This is a genomic window from Lutibacter sp. (assembly GCF_041562875.1).
Lineage (GTDB): Bacteria > Bacteroidota > Bacteroidia > Flavobacteriales > Flavobacteriaceae > Lutibacter.
Genome location: NZ_JBFFOE010000057.1, coordinates 1 through 17,170 on the forward strand (window position 1 = coordinate 1; position 17,170 = coordinate 17,170).

At 29.6% G+C, this 17,170-nt stretch carries 17 protein-coding genes and 1 tRNA gene; 11 read left to right on the forward strand and 7 right to left on the reverse strand.

Annotated features, from left to right (window positions below):
• Nucleotides 1-19 precede the first annotated feature (19 nt).
• Complete coding sequence (locus ABY863_RS09000; RefSeq protein WP_372794000.1) at nucleotides 20-184, reverse strand: hypothetical protein; 165 nt, start codon at nucleotides 182-184, stop codon at nucleotides 20-22.
• Nucleotides 185-448: 264 nt separating this feature from the next.
• Between ABY863_RS09000 and ABY863_RS09005 the strand changes: the two genes are divergently transcribed.
• Nucleotides 449-877, forward strand: coding sequence for a DUF6526 family protein (locus ABY863_RS09005; RefSeq protein ID WP_372794002.1), 429 nt, complete (start codon nucleotides 449-451; stop codon nucleotides 875-877).
• A 25-nt stretch (nucleotides 878-902) separates the two neighbouring features.
• Here ABY863_RS09005 and ABY863_RS09010 read toward each other — a convergent pair whose 3' ends face one another.
• From ABY863_RS09010 to ABY863_RS09030, 5 genes are read right to left on the reverse strand one after another with little or no spacing between them, the layout of a single operon-like run.
• Complete coding sequence (locus ABY863_RS09010) at nucleotides 903-2,147, reverse strand: ABC transporter permease (RefSeq protein ID WP_372794004.1); 1,245 nt, start codon at nucleotides 2,145-2,147, stop codon at nucleotides 903-905.
• 2 nt (nucleotides 2,148-2,149) lie between these two features.
• Nucleotides 2,150-3,328 (reverse strand): ABC transporter permease, encoded by a 1,179-nt coding sequence (locus ABY863_RS09015; protein ID WP_372794006.1) that lies wholly within the window; start codon nucleotides 3,326-3,328, stop codon nucleotides 2,150-2,152.
• Complete coding sequence (locus ABY863_RS09020; RefSeq protein WP_372794008.1) at nucleotides 3,321-4,313, reverse strand: HlyD family secretion protein; 993 nt, start codon at nucleotides 4,311-4,313, stop codon at nucleotides 3,321-3,323. The genes ABY863_RS09015 and ABY863_RS09020 overlap by 8 nt, the downstream gene beginning before the upstream one ends.
• A gap of 7 nt (nucleotides 4,314-4,320) precedes the next feature.
• Nucleotides 4,321-5,703, reverse strand: a complete 1,383-nt coding sequence (locus tag ABY863_RS09025; protein ID WP_372794010.1) for a TolC family protein — start codon at nucleotides 5,701-5,703, stop codon at nucleotides 4,321-4,323.
• Nucleotides 5,704-6,288, reverse strand: coding sequence for a TetR/AcrR family transcriptional regulator (locus ABY863_RS09030; RefSeq protein WP_372794012.1), 585 nt, complete (start codon nucleotides 6,286-6,288; stop codon nucleotides 5,704-5,706).
• 111 nt (nucleotides 6,289-6,399) lie between these two features.
• Between ABY863_RS09030 and ABY863_RS09035 the strand changes: the two genes are divergently transcribed.
• Nucleotides 6,400-7,653, forward strand: coding sequence for a Y-family DNA polymerase (locus ABY863_RS09035; RefSeq protein ID WP_372794014.1), 1,254 nt, complete (start codon nucleotides 6,400-6,402; stop codon nucleotides 7,651-7,653).
• Nucleotides 7,644-8,093: a LexA family protein gene (locus tag ABY863_RS09040; protein ID WP_372794016.1), complete on the forward strand. Its 450-nt coding sequence runs from the start codon at nucleotides 7,644-7,646 to the stop codon at nucleotides 8,091-8,093. Before ABY863_RS09035 ends, ABY863_RS09040 begins: the two co-directional genes overlap by 10 nt.
• A 116-nt stretch (nucleotides 8,094-8,209) precedes the next feature.
• Here ABY863_RS09040 and ABY863_RS09045 read toward each other — a convergent pair whose 3' ends face one another.
• The gene (locus ABY863_RS09045) at nucleotides 8,210-9,352 is read right to left on the reverse strand and encodes an acyl-CoA dehydrogenase (protein ID WP_372794018.1); all 1,143 of its coding nucleotides are present in this window, start codon (nucleotides 9,350-9,352) and stop codon (nucleotides 8,210-8,212) included.
• Between the two features lie 342 nt (nucleotides 9,353-9,694).
• Here ABY863_RS09045 and ABY863_RS09050 point away from each other — a divergent pair, with 342 nt between their 5' ends.
• From ABY863_RS09050 to ABY863_RS09085, 8 genes are all read left to right on the forward strand, one after another.
• Nucleotides 9,695-10,927 (forward strand): Glu/Leu/Phe/Val dehydrogenase dimerization domain-containing protein, encoded by a 1,233-nt coding sequence (locus ABY863_RS09050; RefSeq protein WP_372794020.1) that lies wholly within the window; start codon nucleotides 9,695-9,697, stop codon nucleotides 10,925-10,927.
• A gap of 10 nt (nucleotides 10,928-10,937) precedes the next feature.
• A complete protein-coding gene (nhaD, locus tag ABY863_RS09055; protein ID WP_372794022.1) occupies nucleotides 10,938-12,302 on the forward strand; it encodes a sodium:proton antiporter NhaD in 1,365 nt (454 codons plus the stop codon).
• Nucleotides 12,303-12,431: 129 nt separating this feature from the next.
• On the forward strand, nucleotides 12,432-13,115 hold the full coding sequence (locus ABY863_RS09060) for a MotA/TolQ/ExbB proton channel family protein (protein WP_372794024.1): 684 nt from the start codon (nucleotides 12,432-12,434) through the stop codon (nucleotides 13,113-13,115).
• Nucleotides 13,116-13,208: 93 nt separating this feature from the next.
• Nucleotides 13,209-13,601, forward strand: a complete 393-nt coding sequence (locus ABY863_RS09065; RefSeq protein ID WP_372794026.1) for an ExbD/TolR family protein — start codon at nucleotides 13,209-13,211, stop codon at nucleotides 13,599-13,601.
• A 1-nt stretch (nucleotide 13,602) separates the two neighbouring features.
• Complete coding sequence (locus ABY863_RS09070; protein ID WP_372794028.1) at nucleotides 13,603-14,478, forward strand: cell envelope integrity protein TolA; 876 nt, start codon at nucleotides 13,603-13,605, stop codon at nucleotides 14,476-14,478.
• Nucleotides 14,479-14,484: 6 nt separating this feature from the next.
• Complete coding sequence (locus ABY863_RS09075) at nucleotides 14,485-15,702, forward strand: folylpolyglutamate synthase/dihydrofolate synthase family protein (RefSeq protein WP_372794030.1); 1,218 nt, start codon at nucleotides 14,485-14,487, stop codon at nucleotides 15,700-15,702.
• A gap of 302 nt (nucleotides 15,703-16,004) precedes the next feature.
• Entirely contained in the window at nucleotides 16,005-16,811 is an 807-nt protein-coding gene (locus ABY863_RS09080; protein ID WP_372794032.1) for a hypothetical protein, read from the forward strand.
• A gap of 161 nt (nucleotides 16,812-16,972) precedes the next feature.
• Nucleotides 16,973-17,050 (forward strand) — tRNA-Val (locus ABY863_RS09085).
• The last annotated feature ends 120 nt before the right edge of the window (nucleotides 17,051-17,170 follow it).

Consider the following 17,170-nt stretch of genomic DNA (forward strand, 5'->3'; position numbering starts at 1 on the left):
AATAACTCATTGGCTTTTATTATTTTATAAGATATCGTTTTTTCACTGTGTCAACACATAGGATAGCAATTGCAACAGGCCCACCTCTTCCCATATCGAACAGAGAAGTTAAGCCTATAAGCGCAAATAGTACTGCCAATTGTACTTTTCTTACTTTTTTATCCCATTTTATTAATCGTATCATAGTAGATGGTTTATTTTTTGTTTGGATAAATATCCAAGAAATATTTTGGACATAGTTTGTATCTTCTATATCGGGATATTTTTCAATTAATATTTGGCTCAACATAAAAATTTGTGAACTAACGAAAAAGGACTGAGATATGGTACTTTAAAGGTTAAATTTATACACTGGATTTATCAGCCATTACTAAAGAAACATTTCTTTGAAATGTATAGGTTTGAAATGTATAGGTTTGAAATGTATCAATCTAAAAAAAATAATTTTATGCAAAAACAAAATTTAAAAAATCATGGAAAATGGGTGGTAGGCTATCATCTTGTTACATTTTCAGCAATTCTTATACTTATTGTGGGTTCAATGAGGGGTTATTTAAAGTCATCGGATGATAATTTATATTCAGCTTCATTATTAGTATTGATTTCTTTTATTTTATTATTAATGTTTTATTTTGTTAGGTCTTTTGCATTAAAAGCTCAAGATAGAGCAATTAGAGCTGAAGAAAAATTAAGATATTTTATATTAACAGGAAAAGCATTAAGTAATTTTGTAACAACTAGACAAATTGTTGGTTTAAGATTTGCATCAGATGAAGAGTTTCCAGCTTTAGTTGATAAAACTGAAAAAGAAAACCTTTCAGAAAAGGAAATTAAAGTTTTAATAAAAAATTGGAAAGAAGATTTGTATAGAGCATAATATGATTAGTTATAAATAGATAATATTAACCAATATTTTTAGATTTTTCTTTTTTGCCGGCCAAATTGTTTAATAATTGAAATTCTTTATATGCTCTTCTTTTTAATGCAATAGCTGCAAAAATAAAATATATAGCAGTTAGTAACCATAAATGATTCCATTCATTAATTACTTCTAAAAACGAAGCTTCCATTTGTGTTAATCTTACAAAACCATTAATTCCAGCTGAAGACGGAATTATCTTTGAAATTAATTGGTAAAATTCTGAAAATCCTTCAATAGGAAATGACAAACCACTTAGCATTAAGGAAGGAATTGAAAGCAATACTAGAAAAACGATAGAATCTTCTCTTCTTTTAAATAATGAACTAATTGTAATTCCTAAAAACACCACCGAAAATACATAAGGGATTATAAATACGTAAATTAAAAATAAAGAAGATCTAACAGGAATTGAAAATAATGTGTAAACTATTCCAACTTGAATAGGAATAATTACCATAAATATAGCTGTATACAAACATGCCTTTGCCAACAAAATAGGTATTGTTCCTCCTTTATGTAATAACCTTGGAAAATTTGTATGGGTAGTAACGGCTTCTCTTCGCGAGCCACTTAAAATTCCAATTCCCATTAACAATACTAATTGTACAATTAAGGCTGTTAACATTGGTATCATATAAGTTGCGTAACCAGATGAAGTGTTAAATAAACTTGTTGAAATTGCTTGTATTGGTGTATAATTCTGTTGTGCTTTGGATACAGAAACTCCTTTGGCCATTTCTTTTTTAATAAAAATACCTGCGCTAAAATAGCCATTAATAGTAGCTATATCACCTAAAACTCTTTTATAAAAAACCATATTAGATGCATCTGAAAAAGTAGTAATAGTGGTTTGTTTACCGCTTCTAATATTTTTTTCAAAATTCTTTGGAATAATAACAATTCCCTCTACTTTTTTTGAATAATAAGCTCTTTTAGCTTCTTGCAAATCTGTATATATTGAAATTGCTTTAGTGCCTTCTGTAGCGTCTAACATTGCAATATAATCTCTACTCATTTTTGTAGCATCCTGATTTACAATTGCTACTGGGATTTCTTTAACTACCTGATTTGAATATATATATGTATAAACAACTAAAATAATAATTGCTACTGAAAGAAATGTGCTAATAACAGCTTTATCCGATTTAATAGACTTCCATTCCGTTGAAAATGTATTCCAAAAAGAGATTTTTGCTTTGTAATATAATTTAAATAATTTTTTCATTATTAAATACTATGATTAAACACTCCTTTTGAAAACAATCTTTTTAATTTAGAGCAACCTAATGAAATTGGTACAATACATAGAACCACTAAGATAATGATCGCTTTTAACGAATAAAATACTGGAAATCCACGTTGAGATTGATCTAATAATAATTCAAAAAAATGTGTGAATGGAAAAATTTGACTTAGCCATTGCAATACTTTTGGCATTCCGAAAATTGGGAATGTTATTCCTGAAAATGATAAGCTAACAGCCGCAAAACCTGAGCCAATTGTTAGTGCTTCTCTAAAACTATTACTTACAGAAATAAAAAATAATGCGTATGATTGATTTGCCACAATTAATAAAAGTAAACCAAATAATACTGCTAATTTACTTCCGAAAAATGGAAAATCTTGCCATACGTACATACTAAAAAGCATAATAATTCCTACTAATAAAAACCAAACAGTATATGGTAATACTTTACCTAAAATTATTGCCGATAGATTTCCTTCAGTAATATTTAACAATTTATTTCCTTTACTGTATTTTAAATCTGCTCCAAAACAATAAATGGTTGTTAACATTACAAATATTTGAAAAAACATTGCTAAAAATCCAGTATTTAAATAGTACGAATAATTTGTATATGGATTAGATAGTACGTGGTTATTAGAAACAATTGGCCGATAATTAACCATAGCTTGTTGCATTGAGGTTCCTTGTTTACGTTGTTTTTCAATATTGACACCAGCTGAGATAGTCCCAATTACCTTTCTAAATGCTTTATACTCTAATCCACCTGGTAACAATAAATTGCTATTGTATTGATTTATAATACTCACTTGTTTACCACTTTTTAAATCGGCTTCAAAATTTTGTGGAATAGTAATTACACCATACACTTTACCCAACCTAACTAATTCCTCTCCTTTTTGCTGATTTAAAGGAAAATAACCAACTTCAATTTCTGGTGCAGCATCTAACTGAGCAATTACATTTCTTGAAATTGCAGAATGATCTAAATCTACAACTGCAACTGGTAAATTGCGGGCCACACCTTCACTTAAAAGTGTGTTAAAAAACAATATTGAAACAAATGGGAGTACAATTGCAAAAATAAAAGTAGACTTGCTATTAAATAACAGCGCTATTTCTCGTTTTGCAATTCGTAAAGATGGTTTCATTTTACTCATTAAATTGAGAATAATCAATTAAAATACTCATTCCTGGTCTTAAATCAACTTCTTTAGAAACTGGCGCGGCTTTAATTTCAAAAGTTCTAACATCAAAATCTCCCGTTGCTTTTGTTGCGTTCCAAGTTGCATAATCACCTAAGGCTGCTACATAATATATTTTAAATTTTATTTTTTTATTATTTAATGCAGGAATGTTTGCTTCAAAAACTCCTTCTTTTTTAAAGTTAGAAAGGCTTGTTTCCTTAATATTTATAATTGCATAACTATTTGCTAAATCTACCAAATGAACTACAGGATAACCGGCTCCAATTAATTCACCTTCTTCAGGTAAAAAATTAAGTACTTCTGCATCAATTGGTGAAATAATATTACGCTCATTTTTGTAACCTTCTAACTCATTTAAAGCACCATCAGCTTGTTTTACCAAGGCCGTTGCAGCTGCAATATCTTCATTTCTTGCACCCTTTAATGCCATTTGGTACATACTTAAAGCAGCTTCTTGATCTTTAATTGCTACTTCTCTTTTAGCAAAAATTTCATCGCGTTGTTGTTCAGAAATTACACCATCTTTAAATAAATTTTCCATACGAGCAAAGGTTTTTTTCATAACATTAGCAGCAGCAGTTGCTTTTTCATACACACTTTTTGCTCCTCTAATTTCCTCTACTCTTGCACCATTGGTTGCTTTATTTTTTTGAGCATTTGCAGCATCTCTTAAGGCCAGTGCTTGTTGCTCTTTTGCCATAATTTCAGGACTTGAGAGTGTTGCTAATAATTGTCCTTTTTTAACACTTTCTCCTTCATTAACTTCAAAAGAATTAATACGAGTTGGTATTTTAGCAGATAAATAAATTTCTTTAGCTTCAATTCTACCTTGTAATACCAATGCTTTTGGTTTTGATATAAACCATATTCCTGATAACACTAAAATTGCAATAATAACAATGCTAATTAATGATTTTATAAATTTTGGATTTCTCATTTTTAATTTAATTTTGATTTAAGAAAGTTGCTGTTTTTCCTGTAAGTACCATTAACTCTCCATAAGTTATAGTATATTCGTACAAGGCTTTTATTTTATGTAATTGTATTTCAGATAATTTTAAAGTTGCGTCTACTACTTCTAAAGATGTTCCTGTACCTTCTTCAAAAGCACGTGTACGCATAAATTTTAATTTTTCGGCAAATATTTCATCGGCATTTAAACTTTCGTATTGTTCCAATTCTTTTTCCATTGTATTGTACAATTTTTCTGTATATGTAGTTAAATTTAGTCTTGCTTGTTTGTCTATTTCTTCAACCTGAGCAATTTTATATTTTGAAGCTTTTATCTTATGCTCTCTTTGAAAACCATTAAACAATTCCCACTCAACACCTACTCCAACAAACCATTTTGTATCTACTAAAGGTAAATTATCTTTCCAAAGTACATATTTTCCAAAAACACCCACTTTAGGGAAATAATCACTATTTTCTACCTTTACACCAACTTCTGCTAGCTCATGATTTTTTTCAATAGTTTTTAATTGTTTATTTTCAATAATCATTTCATCTTGAAATTCTTTCAATGGTTTTATAATTGTTGGCTTATTAAATTTGCTTGAAAAACCTTCAATAGCAGTTATACCAATTAAATTTTGAACAGCTGTAGTTGCTAAAGACACATCTTTTTTTGCGGCAAGTAACTCTCTATTAGCATTTGACAATGCTACTTTTGCGTTTAATGTTTCTACTTCTGGAATTAAACCATTTTCAAAAAACTTTGTTGCTTGGGTGTTATGTAATAAAATTACATCGTATACATCTTGTCGTAATTGAACAGCTTCTTTTGCTAATTTTAACTTAAAAAAGTAATTAATTAAATTTATAGTTAACTCATCTTCTTTAATTTTATGATGTATTTCTGATAAATCTAACTTAATTTCAGAAGCTTTATTTGCGGCATTAATTTTTCCTCCAGCAAAAATTGGCATAGATACATCTGCAGTGGCAAACCCTAAGTTTTTTTCTTGTAATGTCAAATTCCAATCACCTAGAACTGCTGCAGGATTTGGAATACTTAATAAACCTCCAATCATATTTCTTTGGTTGTTTAAATCTACAGCAATATCTTCATCTAAATGTAAATAAGTACCTGAAATACCAACTTTCGGCAATCGCAAACCCTTTGTTGCTTTATGCTCTTCTTCCATAGCCTTCACTTCAAAGCTTGATGCTTTAGCTTCACCATTTTTGGATAACATTTCATGATATGCTTGTTTTAAAGTTAGTTCTTGAGCATTTGTAAACGTTGCAACAAGTCCTAAAAGCAATAGTAATTTTAGTTCTATTCTGCTCAATTTCATTAATTTTAAATTTATAATTGCTTTCATTTATTTTAAAATTTTTAAAATATTATCTGTTAAACTTTTTACGTCATTTATTGTAACTTCTTGTTCTCCAAATATGTTTTTTCGGGTAAAGTTTATATAATCTACTGAATAAATTAAGATGTGATAATGTAATTGATATATGGTTGTGCTAGGTGAAATTTCACCAGAATTAACTCCAATATTTTTAATTCGTTCCATTAATTCTGCACTCTTAAATTTAATTTCATCTGAGGCCAAAAAATTCTCATTATGAAGTAGTTGATAAAAGAATTTTGAAGCAATTGGTTCATTTAAAAAGTAAATGACCCTGTTTTGAATAAACGATTCAATTAATGGTCGAACACTTGTTTGATTTAGGGCCAATAAAAAATCCAACTCTTTGTATAATGAGTTTACTTTATCGTAATATAATTCATTAATCAAATCTTGCTTTCCTTTATATGTTCTATACAAATATCCTCCACTAACTTCGGCATTTTTTGCTATCATTGCAATTGTTGTAGCTTCAATACCATTTTCAACAATTGTTTTCATGGTGGCCTCTTTTATTCTAACTATTTTATCTACATCTATTTTACGTGCCATTCTATTTTTTTTGAGTCGACAAATGTATGAATAAATATTCATTCATTTATTATTTTAGATATTTATTTTTAGAACGAATATTCTTTATTAATTTAGAGGAAATTTAAAAGTATGTATGCCATTTTAGATTGTAATAGTTTTTATGCTTCTTGCGAGCGTGTATTTAAGCCTAATTTATTGGGAAAACCTATTGTTGTTTTATCTAATAATGATGGTTGTGTAATTGCGCGAAGTGAAGAAGCAAAACCATTTATACCAATGGGAGCTGAAGCATTTAAATACGAACATGTTTTTAAAGAAAATAAAATTCATGTTTTTTCATCTAATTACTCATTGTACGGAGATTTAAGTACTCGGGTTATGGCTATTTTATCAAAATATGTTTTAGAAATGGAGGTGTATTCAATAGATGAAGCTTTTTTTAAATTAGATGGAATTAAGAAAGAAGAACTAGAAGCGTATGTTTTAAAAATAAAAAATACGATTGAAAAGCAGGTTGGAATACCTGTGAGCATTGGAGTAGCACCAACAAAATCATTATCAAAAGTTGCTAATAAAATTGCAAAACAATATACTGGCAAAACAAAAGGTGTGTATGTTATTTCAACTGATGAAAAATGTATTAAAGCATTAAAATGGACGAAGGTTGAAAATGTTTGGGGAATTGGCAGAAGTATTTCAAAACAGTTGAAATATAGGAATATACATACCGCTTATGATTTTACTGTTTTACCTGATGAGTTTGTTCGTAAAAATTTTTCAGTAGTTGGTTTACGTTTAAAAAATGATTTATCAGGGATTTCTACTATTGGTTTTGAAGAAGTAAAAGACAAACAAAATATTGCAACTACAAGAACTTTTGAAAATGCATTAAAAGAATATGAACCTATTAAAGAACGTATTGCTACATTTGCCAATTCTTGTGCAGAGAAACTTCGGAAACAGCATTCAGAATGTAGTTATTTATACGTTTTTTTGAAAACAAGTAGCTATTCAAATGTGAAACGAAATGTAGGCGTTGTAATTCATTTGCCATATGTAACAAATTCAAGCATCACCATTTGTAATTATGCCATTAAAGGAATAAATCAACTTTATAAAAAAGGGTATAATTATAAAAAGGCAGGTGTTATTGTAATGGGAATAAAATCTGAAAAGCATCATCAATTTTCCATATTTGAAGATGAAAATCCAAAACACAAAACTTTGATGCATGTAATGGATACTCTAAATTTAAAATACAATGCTCCAAAAATTAAAATAGCCAATCAAGATTTAGATAAAACTTGGAAAATGAAGCAAGAACATTTATCACCAAGATACACAACCGCAATTAATGATATAATTGAAATAAAATGCGATTAAAAAAAATTATAGACACAAATAACCTAACAATATACAGTCCTGAAAAAACAGAATTAAAAGAAAGACCTATTGTGAATGAGGATATTTCTGCAGGTTTTCCCTCACCTGCGGAAGATTTTAAAGAAGTACGTATAAGCTTAGATAAAGAATTAGTAAAAAATGAAGAAGCTACTTTTTATGCACGTGTGAGGGGGAACTCTATGATTGACGCCAATATTGAAGATGGTGATTTATTAGTTATAGACAGAAGCATAGAAACTAGAAACGGTAAAATTGCCGTTTGTATGATTGACGGTGAATTCACCATAAAAAGATTGAAAGTTGAAAAAGATTGTGTGTATTTAATGCCAGAAAATAAAAATTACAAACCTATTAAAGTAACTGAAGGAAATGATTTAATTGTTTGGGGTATAGTAATCTATGTTATTAAAAAAGTATAATGCGTGAGCGGTTGAAGTGATATCCTTTTTGGAGATTGGAGCGAAGAGATAATTACCAAAAAGATTTAACGAAAGACGCGACGGTAATTTTTTATTACCGACACGCCCAATTGTTTTTAATCTTTCAAAATAGTTCTTGAAATTACAATTTTTTGAATTTCAGAAGTACCTTCATAAATTTGCGTAATTTTTGCATCACGCATTAAACGTTCTACATGATATTCTTTCACAAATCCATATCCACCGTGAATTTGAACAGCTTCAACCGTTACAGCCATTGCCATATCAGCAGCATATAATTTTGCCATTGCACCACTTAAATCATAATTTTTATGTTCGTCTTTATCCCAAGCCGCTTTTATGCATAAATGACGAGCAGCTTCAATTTGAGTTGCCATATCTGCTAATTTAAATGCAATTGCTTGATGTTGGCTTATTTCTTTTCCAAAAGCTTTTCGTTCTTTAGAATATTTTAAAGCTAGTTCATAAGCACCAGAAGCAATTCCTAGGGCTTGAGAAGCAATTCCAATTCTACCACCAGCCAATGTTTTCATAGCAAATGTAAAGCCAAAACCATCTTCACCAATTCTATTTTCTTTAGGAACTTTAACATCCGTAAACATTAAAGAATGCGTGTCAGAACCACGAATTCCTAATTTATTTTCTTTGTTTCCAACTACAAAACCTTCAGTTCCTTTTTCAATAATTAAAGCATTAATTCCTTTATGTCCTTTTTCAACATGAGTTTGTGCAATTACAAGATAAACACTTGCGGACCCACCATTTGTAATCCAATTTTTTGTCCCATTTACTAAATAATGGTCACCTTTATCAATGGCTGTTGTACGTTGAGATGTAGCATCAGAACCAGCTTCTGGTTCGCTTAAACAAAAAGCTCCAATAATTTCACCTGTAGCAAGTGGAACTAAGTATTTTTGTTTTTGCTCTTCAGTACCATAAGTTTCAAGTCCCCAACAAACTAAAGAGTTGTTTACAGACATTACAACTGAAGCAGAAGCATCAATTTTTGAAATTTCTTCCATAGCTAACACATAGGAAATAGTATCTAAACCGCTACCTCCATATTTTGGATCAACCATCATGCCTAAAAAACCAAGCTCTCCCATTTTTTTAACTTGTTCAGCAGGGAATTGTTGTTTTTCATCACGCTCTATAACTCCAGCTAAAAGTTCCGTTTGAGCAAAATCACGAGCAGCATCACGTATCATTATTTGCTCTTCAGTTAAATTAAAATCCATAATTAATAACAGTTTTAAATAAAAGGTTAATTTTTCCCAAATATAACGCTTTTTTCAATTAATTTTTATTAAATATGTAAAATATTATTGTAATAACTATACGGTTTAATTTTGTAATTTGAGTTTATAAAAAGTTTTATTTTAACAAATAATTACTTCAAAATTCTTTATTAATAAGCATATGATTTTATTATATTTGGTAAATTTTTAATTTGTAATTATAAATAATAAGATTATGACACAAATGTAACCTCCTTTGGGAGGAAATTTTTTTAAAAGACAAAACGATAAATTTGTTAAAAGTAGTCATCAAATCTAATTTATAATTATAAAATAATAGGAATGAAAGAATTATTAAAAAAGTACGAAAACAAAAAACCAGAAATAGTGTTTCATTGGCAAGATCAAGAAACAGAAGCAGAAGGTTGGACAGTTATAAATTCATTAAGAGGTGGTGCTGCAGGTGGGGGCACTAGAATGCGTAAAGGTTTAGATATGAATGAAGTACTTTCATTAGCTAAAACTATGGAAGTAAAATTTACAGTTTCAGGACCAGCTATTGGAGGCGCAAAATCAGGTATCAATTTTGATCCAAATGACCCAAGGAAAAATGAAGTTTTAAGGCGTTGGTACAAAGCAGTAACTCCATTATTAAAACATTATTATGGTACAGGAGGTGATTTAAATGTAGACGAAATACATGATGTGATACCAATGACTGAAGAATGTGGTGTTTGGCACCCGCAAGAAGGGGTTTTTAATGGGCATTTTAAACCAACTGAGGCTGAAAAAATTAATAGAATTGGCCAACTTAGATTTGGTGTTATTAAGGTAATTGTTGATAAAAAATATTCACCAGACTTAGAAAGGAAATATACTGTAGCAGATATGCTTACCGGTTACGGTGTTGCTGAAGCTGTAAATCATTACTACAATATTTACGGGGGGTCTATTAAAGGTAAAAGAGCCATTGTTCAAGGATTTGGAAATGTTGGTTCAGCATCAGCTTATTATTTAACACAATTAGGAGCTAAAGTAGTTGGAATTATTGATAGTGTTGGAGGATTGATAAATGAAGAGGGTTTTACGATGGATGAAATGACTGCTTTATTTTTACAAAAAGATGGGAATAAGTTAAATGCAGCGAATTTAATTTCTTTTGATGAAATGAATAACAATATTTGGTCTGTACCAGCTGAAATTTTTGTTCCAGCAGCAGCATCAAGATTGGTAACTAAAGATCAAGTTACTAAAATGATTGAAGCAGGATTAGAAGTAATTTCTCCTGGTGCGAATGTTCCATTTGCCGATAAAGAAATTTTCTTTGGTCCAATTATGGAATTCACAGATAAAAAGGTAAGTTTGTTGCCTGATTTTATTTCAAACTGTGGAATAGCTAGAGTTTTTGCATATTTGATGGAGTCTAAAATAAAATTACCAATGAGAGATGAATCAATTTTTAATGATACATCAAACACAATAAAAAAAGCATTGGAAAACATATATAAGAAAAGTAATAGCAAACAAAATATATGTAAAACAGCTTTTGAAATAGCTTTAAAACAATTAATTTAAAATTTAATAAATGGAAACACTTATAATTCTAATATTCGTAGTAGGATATTTAGCAATTGCTTTAGAACATAATTTAAAATTGGATAAGTTAATTCCAGCCTTAGCTATGATGGCCATTTTATGGGCATTGGTAGCTTTTGGAATTGAAACTTTTCCAAATTGGTTTAATTCTGGAGCACATAAATTAATTGAAGGGTTTTCAAGTTTTTCTTTGGAAGAAAAGCATCATTTATTAGAAGAAACGCTATTACATCACTTAGGTAAAACAGCCGAAATTCTATTTTTCTTATTAGGAGCTATGACCATTGTTGAAATTATAGATTATTTTGATGGTTTTGCAACTTTTAAAAATTACATTAGAACCAAAAACAAGAAAAAACTATTGTGGATTTTTGCGTTTTTAGCATTCATACTTTCGGCTATTATAGATAACTTAACGGCTACTATTGTTTTAATTACAATACTTCAAAAAATTATAAATGATAAAAATACACGTTTATGGTTTGCGGGTATTATAATTATTGCTGCTAATGCTGGTGGAGCTTGGTCGCCAATTGGTGATGTTACTACTACAATGCTTTGGATTGGGAAAAAAGTTACCTCTGCAAAATTAATTGAATATTTAATTATACCATCTTTATTATGTATGGCAGTACCAACATTTATTGCTTCATTTATGAAACCTTTTAAAGGGAATATTGAAGATGTTATTGTTGATAAAGATTCTTCTGAAAATAAATATGGGGCTGTTATGCTTTATTTAGGGTTGGGATCCATTTTATTTGTACCTATATTTAAAACAATAACACATTTACCACCTTATGTTGGTATGATGTTGTCTTTATCTTTTGTAGGTATTTTTGCTGAGATTTATAGCAGATCACAATTTAGCATCTCAAATATTTTAGAAGATGATGCAAATGATTCAACAGGTTTTCATAGCCCAGTTCATAAGTCGTTATCAAGAATTGAAATGCCAAGCGTATTATTTTTCTTTGGTATTTTAATGGCTGTGGCAGCTTTAGAATCCTTGGGAATGTTATTTTTAGGAGCTGAAGGTTTAAAAACAATTATTCCAAATACAGATATTGTTGTAATGCTTTTAGGAGTTGGGTCGGCAGTAGTTGATAATGTTCCATTAGTGGCAGCAAGTATGGGAATGTTCCAAGAGCCTATAGATAGTCATTTATGGCATTTTGTAGCATATTCAGCGGGAACAGGAGGAAGTATGTTAATAATTGGTTCTGCTGCAGGAGTTGTAGCTATGGGAATGGAAAAAATTAATTTCTTCTGGTATTTTAAAAATATAGCTTGGTTAGCAGCAATTGGATTTGCTGTAGGGGCCATTGCGTTTATGCTTATAAGGAATCTTTAAGATCTATTTGATAAAAATTATAACCCGAGAAAATTCTCGGGTTTTTTATATTTAAAAAGTAAACAATTTTTGCATAGTATTTTCGTTAAACAGAAATAAGAATCATAAAATAAAAAATTAATGTTTTTAATGGTACAACAAGGAGCATCAGATATTTTGGAAGAAGTGGTTTCTGAAGAAAAAACACTTTCAATTTATAAGTTAATAATGGATGGAGGTATAGGCGGACAAATTATTATTGCACTGTTAGTGGTTTTATTAACTGTAGCGTTGTACATTTATTTTGAACGTTTTTTTGCAATTAAAGCAGCTTCTAAAACGGATAGTAATTTTATGAATCAAATTAGAGATCATGTATCTCATGGAAAATTAGATGCAGCAAAAGTTTTATGTGCACAAGCCAATTCTCCTGCTTCAAGATTGATTGAAAAAGGAATTTCAAGAATTGGAAAACCTTTAGCGGATATAAATACGGCGATAGAAAATGCCGGACGGTTAGAAATTTATAAACTAGAAAAAAATGTAAGTGTAATAGCAACTATTGCTGGGGCAGCACCAATGCTTGGTTTTTTAGGAACTGTAATTGGAATGATTGTAGCTATTCACGAAATTGCAAACGCAGGAGGTCAAATAGATATTAAAATGTTGTCAGACGGTTTGTATACTGCAATGACAACAACGGTAGCTGGACTTATTGTAGGTATTATTGCTTATATTCAATACAATCACTTAGTTGTTAGAACCAATAAAGTGGTTTATGAAATGGAAGCACATTCTGTAGAATTTTTGGATCTATTAAACGAACCAATATAATTAATGTTTAGTTGTTTTAGGATTGAATTGTTAAATCACATTTAAAATAATTCAACACATTACTTAAACAAATAAACAATTCAACAAAATATTATGGATATTAGAGGAAGAAATAGAATAAGTCCAGACTTCAATATGTCATCTATGACTGATATTGTTTTTTTGTTGCTTATATTTTTTATGATAACTTCAACTTTAGTTACAACTAGCGCATTAGATATTTTACTTCCAAAGGCAAGTGGAAAAACTGAAAACCGAAAAGCAGTTTCAGTAAGTATTACTAAAAATTTAACTTTTTATATTGATGATAAAAAAGTAAATGAATCTAACTTGGAACAAGATTTGTTAACTATTTTATCAAAACAGGAAAGTCCAACCATAATTTTAAGAGCTGAAGAAGGCGTGCCTATTGAAAAAGCTGTAAAAATTATGGATATAGCAAATAGAAATAGGTATAAAGTAATATTAGCAGTTCGTCCAAAATAAAATGTTTAGTTTTTTAGATACAACATATAAAAGAAAATCAGCAGCTTTAACAAGTGTAATTATGAGTTTGTTATTAGTTCTTATTTTTTTTGTTGGAATGACTTATTTAGATCCACCAGAAGAATATGGAATTGCTGTAAATTTTGGAACTTCAGCTATTGGTATGGGAGATATTCAACCTACAGAACCATTAAAATTAACTTCAGAAGAAAAATTACAAGAAGAAGTTAAAGAGACAGTAGAACCTGAAGTTTCACAAAAAACTTCAGAAACTTTAGAAGAAGAAGTTGCTACACAAAATAATGAAGAAGCAATAGCAATTCAGAAAAAGGTTGATGCTAAAAAGAAAGCAGATGAAATCACGAAAAATGCTGAGTTAGAAAAGGAACGTATTGAAAAAGTAAAACTAGCTGCTATTGCTAAACAAAAAGCAGAAGAGGAAGCAAAAAGGAAAAAATTAGACGCTTTAATTGGTGGAATAAATAATTCTGATGGTACTGCAACAGGAGGTGAAGGTAATGATTCAAAACCTGGGGATAAAGGAAATATAAATGGTGATCCAAATGCAAATGGATATTATGGAAATGGTGGCGGTGGCGGTAACGGAGATTATAATTTAGGAAATAGGAAACCATTGAGTAGACCAAAACCAGATTATATTTGTAATGAGGAAGGATTGGTTGTAGTTAGTATTGAAGTAGATGTAAATGGTAGAGTTATTAAAGCAACAGCAGGAGTTAAAGGATCAACAAATACAGCACAGTGTTTATTATCTCAAGCAAAAGAAGCTGCTTTAAAAACTAAATGGAACGCAGATGCAAAAGCGCCTTCAAAACAGGTTGGAACTATAAAATACAGATTTACATTATCTCAATAAATTTTAATGAATTATACAGAGACCCTTGATTGGATGTTTGCACAATTACCAATGTTTCAAAGAGATGGTAAAACAGCATTTAAAAAAGATTTAACAAATAGTGTAGCTTTTTCAAAGCACTTGAATTATCCTGAAAAAAAGTTTAAATCAATTCATGTAGCCGGGACTAACGGAAAAGGCTCTACAAGTCATATGATAGCTTCCATATTACAAGAAGCAGGTTATAAAGTTGGTTTGTATACATCACCACATTTAAAAGATTTTAGAGAACGCATTAAAATTAATGGAGAGGTAATTTTAAAAGATGAAGTTGTAGATTTTATAGAAGAAAATAATTCATTTTTAAAACAACATAATCTTTCATTTTTTGAAATGACTGTTGGTTTAGCTTTTGATTGTTTTGCAAAAAAAGAAGTTGATATAGCAGTTATTGAGGTAGGTTTGGGAGGAAGGTTAGATTCAACAAATATTATTACTCCTGAAGTATCAGTAATTACTAATATAGGATTTGATCACATGCAATTTTTAGGTGAAACACTCTCCGAAATTGCCTTTGAAAAAGCAGGGGTTATAAAAAATGAGGTTCCAGTGGTTATTGGAGAATTTCAAGAAGAAACATATCCAGTTTTTGAAAAAGTAGCGAAAGAACATGAATCACCATTATTTTTAGCCTCATCTACTATTAAAACTAGCTATGTTTCAGATTTAGAAGGGAATTATCAAATCCATAATATAAAAACAGTTCTTCAAAGTATTGCTATTCTAAAAACAAAAGGGTTTAGTATTTCTGAAGAAAACATTAAAAATGGTTTGCAAAAAGTTGTTGAAAACACAGTGCTTTTAGGAAGATGGCAAACGCTAAAAGAACAACCAAAAGTAATTTGTGATACAGGGCATAATAAAGAAGGATTATACTATGTTTTTAAACAATTGAAACAAGAATCTTTTAAAAAACTTCATATTGTTTTTGGTGTTGTAAATGATAAAGATTTAAATTCAATTCTTCCATTATTTCCCAAAAATGCAACTTATTATTTTTGTAAGCCAAATATTCCACGAGGTTTAAATGCAACAGATTTACAAAAGAAATGTTTAGAATTTGATTTAATTGGAAATGTTTATTCTTCAGTAAAAGAGGCATATAATGAATCTTTAAACTTAGCTGAGGATAAAGATTTGATTTTTATTGGCGGAAGCACTTTTGTTGTGGCTGAGGTAGTGTAAAGATACATAATTAAAGATAACTAATTAATAATTAGGTAGTTGATTTTTGAGTTAATATAATTTTTACTATATTAGCACCATTCAATTCAATAATTAATATTGTTTTAATAAGATCTTAATAGCTACCCGCCCTAGAATGCTACAATCTTACCTCATAATTTAGTGTCATAAACTAATCTAATTTAAATCCTGAACAGGAATCTTAATTTTTAAAAATTAATAATAATTAACTCCACCAGAACGATTAATTATTTTAATGTTCAAATTTTTCATACCCATTTACTAACTAAAAAACTATATTTATGAAAATTGTTAAAAAATTATCGATAGGATTACTTGTGTTTATTTGTATGTTTACTTCTAATATTATTGCACAAGATGAAGCAAAAAAAGAAGAATTTAAACCTGTTTATTTAACGATTACAACAGGGCATTGGAGTGATGATCCAAATGTTGATGGAGCAGATTGGCTGAAAACTGAAATAGAGTACTTTGAAAAGGTAACCATGAAAAACGATTTAATTATAGGCTCAGGTTATTATACACATTATTTTACAGCCGATAATTCAGAAGTCATTTTTGTTTCTGTTTATAAAAATTGGGAAGATATTGAAAAAGCAAATGATGTAACAGCTAAATTGGTTGAGGAAGGGTGGCCAGATAAAGAAAAGAGAGAAGCTTTTTTTAAAAAGCAAAGCAGTTATTATAGTTCAAAGCATAGCGATGAAATTTATGTATCAGGACCATATACTATGCCAGTAAAAACAGAGTCTAAAGACCCTTTATTGTTTTATGTAAAAAAGAATACAATGGGTAATGGAGGATCGGGTTTTAAGGAGTACTTTGAAAATATTACTATGAAAAACACTTTTTTAAAGGGATATTATACTCACAGACATCGTTGGGGATCAAATAGTCAAGATGCTATTGAAGTATTTGTATTTGATAAATTAGCCGATATTGAAAGTTCTTTTGATGAAACAGCTAAATTAGTTAAAGCATATTGGCCTGATGTGAATAAAAGAAAAGAGTTTTTTAAAGAATATAATAAATTGTTTGATGGACATGGGGATTATCTTTACCACAATGTTCCAGAGTTATCAAAATAAATAAATTCAATAAAATATTGACTCTGAACCAATTGGTTCAGAGTTTTTTTTACTCATTTATTTTGCGAACCAAAGAATAAAAAAAATTACAAAATTTTATTTATTTTTCTTCAAAAAGCTTTGTATAATACAAAATGTAGTTATATATTTGCAACCGCTTAGGGCAATTAGCTCAGTTGGTTCAGAGCATCTCGCTTACACCGAGAGGGTCGGGGGTTCGAATCCCTCATTGCCCACCAGAGTTAAAAGCTTCCATTTTTTGGAAGCTTTTTTTATTTAAAATTAATTTTATCTAAACATGAGTTTTAAGATTGCATGGAAAGGTTCAAATGTAACTTCCGTGAGTGTTTGCCTAAACT